This is a genomic window from Flavobacterium sp. TAB 87, from assembly GCF_001529295.1.
In the GTDB taxonomy this organism is placed as follows: Bacteria; Bacteroidota; Bacteroidia; order Flavobacteriales; family Flavobacteriaceae; genus Flavobacterium.
Genome location: NZ_LLWK01000038.1, coordinates 964,855 through 978,718, shown reverse-complemented (window position 1 = coordinate 978,718; position 13,864 = coordinate 964,855). Strand labels below are relative to the sequence as shown.

The 13,864-nt window shown below is 32.2% G+C and carries 12 protein-coding genes; all 12 read right to left on the bottom strand.

The window, feature by feature from the left end; translation table 11 throughout:
• Positions 1-2: 2 nt before the first annotated feature.
• Positions 3-713: a PIG-L deacetylase family protein gene (locus tag AP058_RS16365; protein WP_066313330.1), complete on the bottom strand. Its 711-nt coding sequence runs from the start codon at positions 711-713 to the stop codon at positions 3-5.
• The gene (locus tag AP058_RS16360) at positions 691-1,374 is read right to left on the bottom strand and encodes a methionyl-tRNA formyltransferase (RefSeq protein ID WP_066313327.1); all 684 of its coding nucleotides are present in this window, start codon (positions 1,372-1,374) and stop codon (positions 691-693) included. Before AP058_RS16360 ends, AP058_RS16365 begins: the two co-directional genes overlap by 23 nt.
• Positions 1,375-2,367, bottom strand: a complete 993-nt coding sequence (locus tag AP058_RS17025; protein ID WP_197413416.1) for a GNAT family N-acetyltransferase — start codon at positions 2,365-2,367, stop codon at positions 1,375-1,377. It lies immediately after the preceding gene.
• Positions 2,354-3,208 (bottom strand): cytidylyltransferase domain-containing protein, encoded by an 855-nt coding sequence (locus tag AP058_RS16350; protein WP_066313324.1) that lies wholly within the window; start codon positions 3,206-3,208, stop codon positions 2,354-2,356. Before AP058_RS16350 ends, AP058_RS17025 begins: the two co-directional genes overlap by 14 nt.
• Positions 3,186-3,968 carry an SDR family oxidoreductase gene (locus AP058_RS16345; RefSeq protein WP_066313576.1) on the bottom strand — a complete coding sequence of 261 codons (783 nt, stop codon included), beginning with the start codon at positions 3,966-3,968 and terminating at the stop codon, positions 3,186-3,188. Before AP058_RS16345 ends, AP058_RS16350 begins: the two co-directional genes overlap by 23 nt.
• Positions 3,969-3,970: 2 nt before the next feature.
• The gene (locus AP058_RS16340; protein ID WP_066313323.1) at positions 3,971-4,813 is read right to left on the bottom strand and encodes an aldo/keto reductase; all 843 of its coding nucleotides are present in this window, start codon (positions 4,811-4,813) and stop codon (positions 3,971-3,973) included.
• Entirely contained in the window at positions 4,797-5,954 is a 1,158-nt protein-coding gene (gene pseC / locus AP058_RS16335) for a UDP-4-amino-4,6-dideoxy-N-acetyl-beta-L-altrosamine transaminase (protein WP_066313322.1), read from the bottom strand. The genes AP058_RS16340 and pseC overlap by 17 nt, the downstream gene beginning before the upstream one ends.
• Positions 5,954-6,964 carry a UDP-N-acetylglucosamine 4,6-dehydratase (inverting) gene (pseB, locus tag AP058_RS16330; protein WP_066313320.1) on the bottom strand — a complete coding sequence of 337 codons (1,011 nt, stop codon included), beginning with the start codon at positions 6,962-6,964 and terminating at the stop codon, positions 5,954-5,956. Before pseB ends, pseC begins: the two co-directional genes overlap by 1 nt.
• 254 nt (positions 6,965-7,218) lie before the next feature.
• On the bottom strand, positions 7,219-8,301 hold the full coding sequence (gmd, locus tag AP058_RS16325) for a GDP-mannose 4,6-dehydratase (protein WP_066313319.1): 1,083 nt from the start codon (positions 8,299-8,301) through the stop codon (positions 7,219-7,221).
• 66 nt (positions 8,302-8,367) lie between these two features.
• Positions 8,368-9,318 carry a GDP-L-fucose synthase gene (locus AP058_RS16320; RefSeq protein ID WP_066313574.1) on the bottom strand — a complete coding sequence of 317 codons (951 nt, stop codon included), beginning with the start codon at positions 9,316-9,318 and terminating at the stop codon, positions 8,368-8,370.
• An 851-nt stretch (positions 9,319-10,169) separates the two neighbouring features.
• Positions 10,170-11,231 (bottom strand): Wzz/FepE/Etk N-terminal domain-containing protein, encoded by a 1,062-nt coding sequence (locus AP058_RS16315; protein WP_066313317.1) that lies wholly within the window; start codon positions 11,229-11,231, stop codon positions 10,170-10,172.
• Positions 11,232-11,399: 168 nt separating this feature from the next.
• Positions 11,400-13,817, bottom strand: a complete 2,418-nt coding sequence (locus AP058_RS16310) for an SLBB domain-containing protein (RefSeq protein ID WP_066313315.1) — start codon at positions 13,815-13,817, stop codon at positions 11,400-11,402.
• Between the last annotated feature and the right edge of the window lie 47 nt (positions 13,818-13,864).

The window sequence follows — 13,864 nt, the reverse complement described above, 5'->3', positions numbered from 1 at the left end:
TATTAATTTATTGATCTAACAATATTAAATGCTTCTACGTAGCTCATTCCCACAGCTATGCCCCAACGTTGTGCTTGAATTCTTAGTGCTTCAGGAGATCTAGGATGAGGAAAAGTTCTACTTTCAAATTCATAGCTTTCCATTCCTTTTATTTTTGCTTCTAAATTATCAGAACTTACTTTTACAAAAAAATTAGGCAAAAAGTGACGAGGATCTGTGTTAGCACGCCATTCTGTTCCAGATGGTGTTTCAAATGTTATTATGGTTTTTACAGTTTCATGAGACATCGGTCGGCATGCAGTCATGACAGCCTCAAAAGTTCTTTGGTGATCAATATTTAAATCACCTCCATGGTGTGTAAAAATAATATCTGGTATAAAACTGTTTTTTTCCTTTTCAATTACTTTAACAATATCTAACAACGCAACAGAATCAAACCTATTGTCTGGAAAATCATATGCTTTAACAGAATGATATCCAATAGCCTTTCGTGCATTATCAATATTCATCTTATGAGTTAGTAATTGTTCCTCCCATTTAATCAAATCTCTTGAATCTGATCGTGAAGTTATCCCCTCACCTAAAATAATTACATGAGTTTTAACATTGTATTCATTTACTAATTTATTCATTGTAGCACCTAAGCCTAATAATTCGTCATCAGGGTGGGCAACTACAATTAATATTTTTTTATTTCTTAGAGATTCTAACATGAGCTTCTATACTTTTTTGTTTATTATCTAATTCCGCATTAAAAAATTCAAATTTCAAAAATTCTGTTTCCAGAAAAGCATTAGGATAACCATCAGCATCTAACATTCGGATATAATCAAAAACATTTTCTAACGATTCTAAGAATTCTAAATTACTCTCTTCAGGTTTTCTTCTTTTAAATTCAACAACTTCACCAACCTGTGGAATCGGAATGATATTATTTTTTATAATTTTTTCAATCATTACATATACCACGTCAGAAGATCTCTTAAAAATATCTTGTGCAGTACCTATTAAACTCAAATCATCCTTTATATAAATATCGCCTGTATCAATACCTTTCTGAACCTTTAGAGCAGATATCTTAGTCGATTTATGACCTCTTACAATTAGATTTTGCAGAGGACTACCTCCTCTACCATAAGGCAAGTCAGTCATGTGGAAAACAATGCAATCAAAATTATCATAAATTTCGCTAGGGATAATATATGACCAATGTGGTATGAATATCTTTACAGGATTTATCGATAATAAATTCTCATAATTAAAATCTTCTTTTTTACAAATATGAATCCACTTGGCTTCAGAAAATTCTTTCTTTAGATTAAAAAATACTTCTTCATGCCATTTCTTCTCAGATAATACTATAAATCGGTTCACTTAATTTATTTTTTTTACAAAAGTAATAATATCCGAATCTGCCTCAAGACCTTCAAAACCTAATTTCTGAAAAATTCTTAAAGAAGATATATTTTCTTTTTTGACAACAGCTTTAAAAGTATCTCCTTGTCTGAAGTTTAGCATACCTAACTCAATTAGAATCTTTCCAAAACCTTTACCTCTATATTTTTCATCTATAGAATAATCAATAAACCAAAAATCATCTATAAAATCAAATCTAATTTGCCCAACTGAAGTTTTATTAAAACGCAATAAATAAATTTTGGATTCAGAATTCAATTTATGACTTAACCATTTTAGATGAGTATCCAATAATATAGGTTTCGTGCTTAACGAGTTATGCCGTACAAGCTTGTCGTTTGCCCAATCAAATAATAATTGTGCATCATCAAATGTTGCCAAGCATAATTCTATACTATCATTCTTTTTTTTAGAATGAATGATTACATCGTGATATTCGCCATCAAAAAAACAATGCTCTTTTAAAACTGCCTCTTTAGAGAAGCCTACAGATTCTAAAGCTCTATATAAATTCGGTCTGAGATCAAAAGCATAAGTGAAAATTTTATGAAACTTTAATTCTTGGAAAGCAACTTTCTCAATTAGTCTCAGATAATTTTTCCAATGAAATTGAAAAAAATCTTTTTCTAAACTGGTATTCATAACAAAAGAAATCTCCGCATTTTTATCAGTCCAGTTGATATGAACTAAACCACCATAGCCAATACAGACATCATTTTCTAAAAAAGAAAATAAAATTTGATTTGGTTCATTTTGTTCAAAAAGTTTTGCGACTACTGTCGCAAAATAATCATTTTGATCTTTTAAAGTAAGTAGCTCATTCTGTCTCAAATGATATATTTGCTCATTCCGCCACTTCATTATAAGCATCCGATCCTCAAACCTTAATGACACAATAGAGTAAATTCCATCAGCAAATCGCTGTCTATTTAATATTTTATATTCCTTCATGAATTTTAGATTTAAAAACATTCACAAGCCTAGTTAATTCTAATTTTTCTAAAATAGGAATAGCAACATCAATTTCTTCTTCTAATGTTTTACAGTTATCTTTTTGAATATTAGACTGATTGCACTCAAACAAGAAAGGAAATCTATCAACAACATACTCAATCATTCTTAATCCTAAAGGAATTTTGGTCATCAAATACAATGAGAAAAGACTCGACACTACTAAATAATCAGAAGGATAATCAATAGTAACGCGAACATTATTATACTTGTCTTGCAATCCAATTTTGAATGACTCGCAAGTAAACTCGCTCGAATTTTTAAGATACAAGGTCACATGTTCTTTATCTTGGCTCGTAAGATTTTTATTTTTTAAGGACAGTAAAGCATTAGCATCAATAACTTCAAAATTCATACCTAAAGGCAATCCAACCGTATTTGTATAGTCCTTTTTATTCTTAATATGAAAATCAATAGTTTCGTCTAATAAACTTACATCAACTACAGGATTATCAGCTGTCAATCGAACCACAATATCAATAAAATTCTGCTCAATAATAGAAATAAAACGACTTAACACATCATTTTCTGAACCTCTGAAATAGTTAACTTCATTAACAATTGCTGTTTTTTCTAGTACATCATTTTCTACATTTTCAGAAGTAGCTATATAAATACTCGCATCTCTTTTTGATGATTTTAAACTTATAATAATTTGGTCTAACAAGCAAAAATCACTACCTAATGGCATAGGTAACAAGATTTTGCCCGGTAATCGAGTAGACTGCATTCGAGCCTGAATAATAAAGGCTATTTTCTTATTTTGAAGTCCATCCACCATCGACTATAATATTTTGACCGGTTATATAATTGGAAGCATTAGAAGCTAAAAAAACAAAAGCACCTGCTAAATCTTCAGGTTTCCCAACTGTATTTAAACAAGTTTTGGACTCTAAAGCCTTTATAAAACCTGTTACTTTTTGAACACTATTCGAAGGAAACGGTCCAGGAGTTACTGCATTTACTTTGATATTATATTTCCCTAAATAGGAAGCATAATATTTAGTCATTTGAATAACCCCAGCTTTTGCGGCCCCATAATGTGGGGGATTTAAAAACTCTGGGAAATCATTATAAACATCAAATTGAGGAGCTACAATACCATACATCGAAGAAACATTAATTATTTTACCTCCATTAGATTCTTTAAAATAGGGGATAATATTTCTAATACTTTTAAATACACTATTCAATGTTCCATCAATTCCGATTTCCCACTCATTATCTGTCATCAATTCAGGAGATTGTCCTTTACTATAAAATGCGTTATTAATGATTACATCGATTTTACCTTCTTTTTCAAAAACTTTTTTAAAAGCAAAAGAAATAGAATCCGAATCCGATACATCACAGTTGACAAAAAAAAGTTGAGATTGGAACTCATTATTCTCAAAGGCTATGTCAAATTTTACTTCATCTCTCCCTAAAACATAAACGGTAGCTTTATGAAACAACAGACTTTCAGTAATAGCTTTACCTAAATACCCATAACCACCTGTAATCAAAATTATTTTATTCTTTAAATCAAAAGTATAAACCATAACTATATTTTTGGCCAATACATAGGCATTAATAACTCGTCTGAAAAACGTTTTGACATCGGTTTTAAATCTAATGCAAATGATAAACCTTTAATATTCTCTTCCAATTGATTAGCATTTTCAATTCCTAAAATAACTTTATCTATAAAAGGTTGTTTTAAAACATATTTTAACAAAGAAGAGCTCAATTCATTGTTACCTATACTTTGAATATAATCTAATTCAGTAAATAATGGTTTAAAAAAATCAGAAAGATTATTTTTATTCATAAAAAACAAGCCCTGCATAAAAGTGGAGCGGGTATGAATTTCACAACCATTTTCTTTTAACTCTATCAAAATTTCTTTAAAACGAGAATCAAAATAATTAAAAGGAACTTGTATAATATCGGGGAAAATTTCAGCTTCTATCAGTTGATAATATTCTTTCGGGTCGTTTAATGAAAATCCTACTTTTTTTATTCTTTTTGTTTTTTTAAGAACTTGTATTTCATTCCAATCATTTTTATTAGAAATCAACTCTAATGGGCGATGTGCTAAATAACCATATAATTGATTAATACCTAAACACATAAGACTTTGCTCGAATTGATCTATAACAGAGATAGCCTGTGTAGAAGGCATAAACTTTGTAACAATATCAAATTTATTACCACCATTTTTTCCAATAACGCTTTCAGAATTACCATAACATGAAGCGGTATCTATAATAGTTATACCATTTTTAAAAGCTAGTTTAAAAATTTTAGATACTTCTTCCTCTGAAGTTTGTCCAGTTGTATTTGAAATCCCATAAGATAACCCGAATTGAACCGACCCAAGTCCTATTTTAGATATTTCCGTCATAGAATTCAAATACTGATGAAATAACAAATTCCTGTTCTTCGTTACTTAATGTCGGATACATAGGTAAACTGATACACTTCGAATAATAATTCTCTGCGTATTTTAAATCTGAATCATTATAACCAATACCTTTATAATAAGTCAATTGATGTACAGGGATATAATGAATTTGAGCATATATATTATTTTTATGTAAATAATCATATAATCCTTTTCTGTCTTCAACTTCTATCACAAATAAATGATGTGCATTTAAACTATTATCGTTTAAGGCCTGAAATTTAATTTTACTATCAAAAGCATCTTTATATTGCTTTGCAATTTCATTTCTTCTTGCAACACCTTGCTCGTTTCTTGATAATTGTGAAATCCCCAAAGCAGCTTGAAAATCAGTAAGTCTGTAATTAAACCCTAAAGTTTGCATTTCGTAGAACCAACCACCATGATTCTCAGACATATTTTCTTTTGTGATTCCGTGAGAACGCAAAAGCAATAACTTTTTATAAACATATTCAGAATTAGTGGTTACCATTCCTCCTTCTCCACAAGCAATGTGTTTAACTGGATGAAATGAAAAAACAGCGGCATCTGCATATACACCATTTCCACAAAATTGCTTCTCCTTTTTAGAATCTAAAAACCAACCACCTGGTGCATGGCAAGCATCTTCTAATAGCCACAATCCATGTTCATTTGCTAATTCTCTAAAAGCTTCTAAATCTACTGGCAAGCCAGCAAAATCGACAGGAATAATTCCTTTAAAAAAACCTCTCGGTTTACTTTCAATAAGTTCCTTTGTTTTTTCAAGAGATAATAAATAAGTTTCTCGATCAATATCTGCAAACCAAACTTCCCCTCCAACAAATCGCACGCAATTAGCAGATGCAGCAAAAGTAATAGGAGTAGTAATTACTCTTTCACCTTCTTTTAAACCAAGTGCCATAACTCCAATATGAAGTCCTGCTGTGGCATTATTAACTGCTACTGCATATGTCGCGCCTACATATTGAGCAAATTTTTCTTCAAACTCCTTAATTTTAGGCCCTTGAGTTAAAAAATCAGATTGCAACGTTTCTATTACAGCATTAATATCATCTTGAGTGATATCTTGTCGTCCGTAAGGAATAATTTTATTTACCATTACACTTCAAAATTAGCGTCCACATGTTCTTTAATTAAATCTCTCAAAGACTCGACTGTTTCCCAATCATCATTGGTTCCCGAATTATAATTAAATCCTTGCTGTACTAATTTTGCGTTAAAATGATCTAAATAGTCGTTTAATTTAAAATTAGGAACAGAAGGCAAAATAGTATAATACTTACCTAAATCATAGGTGTAAAATGAATCAGAAGCAGTAATCATTTCTTCGTGAATTTTTTCACCTGGTCTAATTCCTACTACATCTAAAGAACAGTCAGGAGCTACAGCTTCAGCGACATCAGTAATTTTATATGACGGTATTTTTGGTATAAATATTTCTCCTCCCCAAGCATGTTCAATAGCATGCATAACCATATCTACGCCTCCTTGAAGCGAAATATTGAAACGGGTCATCGAAACATCAGTAATTGGTAATTTTCCTTCTTTCTTTTTATTTAAAAAGAAAGGAATTACAGAGCCATTAGAGCCCATAACATTCCCGTAGCGTACAACTGAAAATTTTATAGGATTAGATCCTTTAATATTATTGGCAGCAACAAATAATTTATCAGAAGTAAGTTTAGTTGCTCCATACAAATTAATTGGTGCACATGCCTTATCAGTTGATAAGGCGACTACATTTTGTACGCTAGTTTGCATAGCTGCATGAATTACATTTTGCGCACCACCTATATTTGTCTTTATACATTCGTCGGGATTATATTCAGCTAAATGAACGTGCTTCATAGCGGCAGCATGAATTACATAATCTACGCCTTGAAAAGCTCTTATCAGCCTCTGCTCGTCTCTAACATCTCCTAAGAGAAAACGGATTTGAGGATATTTGTTAGTAGGGAATTCTTGAGCCATTTGAAATTGCTTCTGCTCGTCTCTAGAAAGAATAATTAACTTCTTCACGGAAGGATAAGTTGCAAATATATGTGTTGTTAACGCTTTCCCTAAAGATCCAGTACCACCTGTAATGAGAATTGTTTTGTTATTTAACATGTTTATTATTTGTTAAAATTTAAATTGTTTGTTTTCTGTATATCTAACTAAATCTTTATTAATTTTTAGATTTTTATTTAGTTATGTTTATATGAAGTAAATCGGATATCATTATAACTTAAGTTACTTGTCACTAAAAGTTAACTTTACTTAGATTTTTAAAAACAATTAAATATTTCAAAAAAATTAAAATATCAATAATTTTTTTTATTCATTTGATCAAAAAATTAGGCTATTGTAATGGTATCAAGTTTTTAAAATAATTTTAAATCACTTGCAACCATTTCTTTAACTAATCCTGCTAAATCATATTGTGGTTTCCAACCCAATTGAGTTTTAGATTTGGTAGGATCACCGATTAGCAAATCAACTTCTGTAGGACGGTAATATTCTGGATCAACACGAACAACCACTTTACCAATTTCTAATTGATACAAAGGATTATTACAAACTGCTATTTTAGCAATTTCACTTTCATTTTCGCCCTCAAAAGTTAATTCGACACCAATTTCAGCAAAAGCCATTGTTACGAAATCTCTAATATAAGTTGTTACACCAGTTGCAATTACATAATCTTCAGCTACATCTTGTTGTAAAATTCTCCACATGGCTTCAACATAATCTTTTGCATGACCCCAATCTCTTTGTGAATTTAAGTTTCCAAGATACAAACAGTCTTGTTTTCCTTTAGCAATAGCTGCAGTTGCCATCGTAATTTTACGAGTTACAAAAGTTTCGCCACGTCTCGGAGATTCATGATTAAAAAGAATACCGTTACAAGCGTACATATTATAAGCCTCGCGGTAATTTTTTGTAATCCAAAATCCATAAATCTTTGCTACTCCATAAGGTGATCTTGGATAAAATGGAGAGTTTTCATCATAGAACCCTTTAGCATTTTTATTTTCAGCCAAACCTCCGTACAATTCTGATGTAGAAGCTTGATATATTCTAGTCTTTTTTTCTAAACCTAGTATTCGTACCGCTTCTAGGATTCTTAAGGTACCTATTCCGTCTACATTTGCAACGTATTCTGGAGAATCAAAGGATACCTTAACATGAGACATTGCACCTAAATTATAAATTTCGTCGGGTTGTACTTCCTGAATTATTCGTATAATATTGGTGGAATCGGTCAAATCACCATAATGCAATTTAAAATTGACATGCGCTTCATGCTGATCTTGATAAATATGGTCTATACGTTGCGTATTAAAAGAAGATGCTCTTCGTTTAATCCCATGTACTTCATATCCCTTTTCTAGTAATAATTCTGCCAAATAAGACCCATCTTGACCAGTAATTCCAGTAACTAAAGCTATTTTTTGTGTGTTCATATGTTTTGAATTAGGAGATATTTAAAATTTTTTTATGGAAATAAGGACTATTCTTAATTACTTCCTCTATATCTTAACTTCCTTATATTTTCCTTCGTTCTGCAAAAACCAATTATAAGTCTTTTGAATTCCGTTTTCTAAGTTCACTTTATGTTTCCAACCCAATTCGTGCATTTTAGAAATATCCATTAATTTTCTTGGTGTGCCATCTGGCTTCGTGCTATCCCAAATAATTTTACCTTGGTGTCCGATGATTTTCTGAATTGTTTCTGCTAATTCCTTAATTGTCAAATCCTCCCCTGTACCAACATTATATAAATATTCGGGGAGTTTATTCTCTAATGCAAAAACAACAGCCGCTGCCATATCATCAACAAATAAAAACTCACGCATGGGAGTTCCACTGCCCCACAAAGTAACGGGAGAGTGATTATTCAATTTTGCCTCATGAAATTTTCGCATCATTGCAGGTAACACATGCGAGGTATTCAAATCAAAATTATCATTAATTCCGTATAGATTAGTAGGCATCAAACTAACATAATCTTTGTTAAATTGTTTTCGGATTGCTTGACAAGCTTTTACACCTGTAATTTTTGCAATGGCATACCACTCGTTAGTCGGTTCCAAAGAATCTGTTAGCAAATAATCTTCTCTTAAAGGTTGCGGTGCAAACTTAGGATAGATACAAGAGCTTCCTAGAAATATAAATTTCTCTATTCCCAATTGCAATGAAGTATTTATTAAATTATTTTGAATTAACATGTTTTCCATAAGAAATTCATATGGGAAATTATTATTCGCTAATATGCCTCCAACTTTAGCGGCTGCATCAATAATTACTTTTGGCTTTTCAGTTGAAAAAAAATCTTGTACCGCTAGTTGATTTCTCAAGTCTAATTCAGAACTCGATGCTCCAATTAAATTTGTATAACCTTTAGCCTCTAATGTTCTCCAAATGGCGCTTCCAACCATTCCATTATGACCTGCAATATAAACTTTTGTATCTTTTTCCATCATTACTTTCATTAATACTATTTCTAATTTGTTATTGAATATTTAACTTGAAGTTTAATACTTTAACTATTTCCTTTACTTCAAAAATTTATGAAATTATGTAAATAGTGCAATCACATCTAATTTTACAATAAATTCTCTAAAAAAAAGTCTATTACTTTAGACCAAAAGTATTTGAAATGATGTTTTTACATATTCTAACTTACTAATTATCTAAATGTTACTATGACGACTTACAATATTATTTAATGATGAAACAAAAAATTAATATTTTTCACCAAAAGTCATATAATATGTACATAAAACTATAGAAAAAATAGTGCTTATTCGATAGAAAAAATATTTTAATTAAATACATTTGCGAATACAATTTCTTATTATTGCTATTCTGCGTTATAAATCTGATAAATTTTCATATGCTTTCCCCCCACTATCAATAACTATAATAACCAAAAATACCTATTGATTTTATTTATTTTCAAGTCTATCAATTCTCTTTGGAAAATATTAGTAACAATACCAAATAATGAACCTGCCTCTAAAACTAATATTCTTAGTATAATCATTAAAACCCGCATATCAATTTAAAAAATATGCAAAATATATTCCAAGTTTTGTTCAATTATAAAAGCTATATTTATATCCACAAAAACTAGAGAGCACGAGTACTAAACTAAAAGTTCTTCGACCTTTTGAGTAGGAATGTTTTTAGGCATATCGATGTAAAGATTCGTTTGCAATCCGAATCATATGATACCTTCTATTTTCCCCGTTCAACATCTATATCTAAACTTCATATAATAAATCAAACGCACGGAAAACAGCTGTGACTAGTGCGAACTATTCTATTATCAAACAAATTGCTTTAAAACTCTACTAATAATCAAACCAATGACTACTAAAAATCCGACTAAAAAACTACCTACTAAAATCCCCTTAGACTTTGCAAGTCTTTCTTTCTTCAAGGGCAAAATAGGTTTATCTATCACCTGAAATAACGGAGTTTCCTTTCGCAAAGTTACCTTAGCCATCTCCGATTGTTTTACCAATTCGGTCAAGATCGCCGTATTAGCTTGCACATCTACCTGTCTGCGCGCAGATGGGGTGCGACGAACGTTTAGCGCTGGATTTAGCATAAAATTATTATCGTTAGCTAAAGCAACTCCAGTTATGGCACCATTTAGCTCCCGCCGAATTGAATCAGTTTGTTTTTGTAAAATTGCCATGTTCTCACGCGACTTTTTACTCTTAGTATTAATATAAAAATCAGATACGTTTTTAACTAAGCCTTCAGTAAAATATTTAGCGAATAATTCACTTGAAGAAGACACATCAATCGAAATGATCGCAACCTTTTTATCTTTTTGCCCGACACGTAAACTGTTTGTAGACAAAAGACTATACATCACTCCTAAAATACTATCTTGAGTTCTGGTGTAGTTCTTTCGATCTGCTTTAGGTAAAAACTCAATATTTTTGAAATTTGGATCCTTATTCCAACTTTCTCTCCACTTGTTTTCCTGAATGTACATCTCCGCTAACGAAATAACTTTACCATTATGTACTACGGCGGTCAATAAAGTCTGCTCTACCATCGATCGCGACTTGAACAATTCCGTCAAATTAGAGCCTGTAAAAATACTCCCTCCACCGCTGCCCAAATCAATACCGAAGGAACTTGCCAATCCCAAGGCACCACCCAACCCTCCCGATTTTTCATCTTCTAAGGCAAAAGACAAGGTTGCTGTATAAACTGGTTTTTTAATAAAAGAATAAGTTAGCCCTAAAGCCGCACCTATAATCCCAGCAAAGACTATTATTTTCCATTGCGAAAGGAGATAATTAAACCATTCCTTTCCTTTTGCTAGTAATTCCTGTAACGATATTTCGTCGTTTGGATTTTGTTCATTCATATATTATTGAAACTATCTATTTTCATTATTTACTTTCATTCTGAAAGTCATCAAAAACTAAAAGCGTGCGTTAATAAATACTAAACCCTTCTATTCACTAATAACTATTCACTTCTAACCTCTCCCTACTCACTATACACTTCTCACTATTCACAATTCACTCTACACTTACCTAAAAGCCGTAACAATCAACAAAGCCAAGCTAGTAATCACACTACCAATACTGACCCATTCCCCAGTGCTCATCTTTGTAGTTTCTGGTTTTTCAGGAACAACGATTTGAGAATCGGGTTCCACTTTGGGATAATTTCTGAAAAATAAAAAAGAGCTCGTCACATCAGCTTTTCCATTCGGATAAATGATATAAGCTTTCTTTTTCCAACCTTTCGCATTTTCACCACCAACAGCATCCAGATAATAGCGAAACCCTTTACCTTTACGATAAGGAATTTCCGAAGTCAACAGAACGTTCCCCGTAACTTTAACCCCTTCATTCATCTCTGCAATAATAATTTCATCGCCCGGAAACAACGTAACGTTTGAATAATGAGATTGATCTTTAGCAATTTTATCCCAATTGACAGGAATAGTGGCAAATTTCAATTCTTCTTTTAATTTTTTAGACAATTTAGTAGTGGTCGAATCTTTTGAATCTAACCTTAAATCTACACTTTCCAATTGATCGATTTGATCTTGCTTAATCGGTCTTTTAATCTTCATTCCTTCAGCATTTGCAACAGCGTTCAAACCACCCGCTCTTTGAATCACACTGTAAACGGTTTCTTTTTTTATTGCTAAAGCATATTTTCCTGGATATAAAACAGCACCCGAAACAACAACTAATTCTGGCTTTTCGTAAGTAACAATTCTTCGAATGTTAATAACATCGAACGGTTCTAAAACAAAGTTTTTTAATTGTTCATTATTTTGAGCTGAGATTTCCAAATTAATGAGTTCGATGCGTTTCGTACTACTATCGACCACTTCTGACTTTACTAAACGAGCAACCTCTACTCTTTTGGATGCAGTTCCAGTAAATCCGCCCACTTGCGCAACTAAATCATTGAGGGTTAAATTTTCGAAATAGGGATACGTACCTGGATTTTTAACTTCTCCGTCAATAGTGACTTCATATTCCTCTCTAAAATCTAAAATCGAATATACCGTGACGATGTCCTCTCTGTGCAAAGCGATATCTGAAACCAAATCTCCCGACAAGGCTTTCTCCAAATTGGCATTGATGATTTCAGTAGTCAAATCCGATTTCAATCGAATAATACGAACTCGTTTACTATAAGCATCTTCTTTCAATCCCTCTGCTTGCTTAATTAAATCAGAAATACGCATGCCCTCGTAAAAGGAATAAATATTAGGTCTAAAAACAGCACCTTCTATAGTAATTCGATTTTCAAAACGATTTAAAATTTTAGAAACGCGAAATACATCACCAGACTGTGGCTGGTACATACCAAATTCAGTAGCTTTAATATCTTGCACTTTAAACTCTTTACCGGTCTTCTGTAATACATTGACTGAAGCAGTATAAGCCAAGTCCGTAAAACCAGATGCAAATAGTAATAAATCCGAAAGAGTTTCGCCTTTTTTCATTTCAAAAATACCTGCTCGCTTCACTTCCCCTTCTACAGTAACACGCGCACTGTAACTCGGAATTCGAATGACATCATTATCTTTTAAACTAATATTATCAGACTGATCTCCTTTCGTCAAAAAACGATAGATGTCTATGTTTTTATACACTTTGTTATTTCGAATCAATTCAATATTTCGATAGCTTCCATTTTTGCTTGGCCCACCTCCCAAAAACAACGCATTGTACACGGTAGCTAAGGACGAAACCGAATAATTTCCGGGCTGTTTGCTACCAATTAAAGTAACGCGTATGGTTCGTATACCACTCAAAGTAACACTAACTTGTGATTGACCTGAACCAACCGTACTGTAAACACGGGCGATTGAATTTTTTATTTTTTGAGTCGCAGCTTCAATAGTCATTCCGGATACAGCCAATTCACCTACGTATTGAATACTAACTTTCCCTTCTAGACTTACAGTAGCACTTTCACTAAATTGCTGAACGCCATACACACTAATTTGCAACTCGTCCCCTGGCCCTAAAACATAATTTACTGGAGTAGCCAGTTTCAAATCGGGCTCAAAATTCAAAGTAGGAATATCAAACAATTCCGATCCAAATACTAACGCATTAGTAGAATCTTTAACTTTATTGTTATTTATTTTTTCTTGTTCACGCCCAAAATCGTTCTTCTTGTTTGCTACTTGAAGAGTTGGCACCGCGACATTCTTCGTCTCCAACTGCTTCACTCGTTGTTTCAACTTAGCAAATTCACTCGGAGGCATTCCTTTTCCAATCACGAGACCTTCAGCTTGCTCAATACTCATCTTATTAGCGTCTAACTGACTTTTAACCTTTAGTACATCAGCGTCAGACATGTAATCAACTTGAACCGTACTCAAATCTTTTCCTTTTAAAATGTCCTGCGCAAAAGCCGCAGATGAGACTAAAAAAGAAACGGAAAAGACAAAAAACCAAACTATTTTTTTCATAAAACTAAACCTTAAAACGTAAAAGCAAAAGAATTGCCAGCGTACTA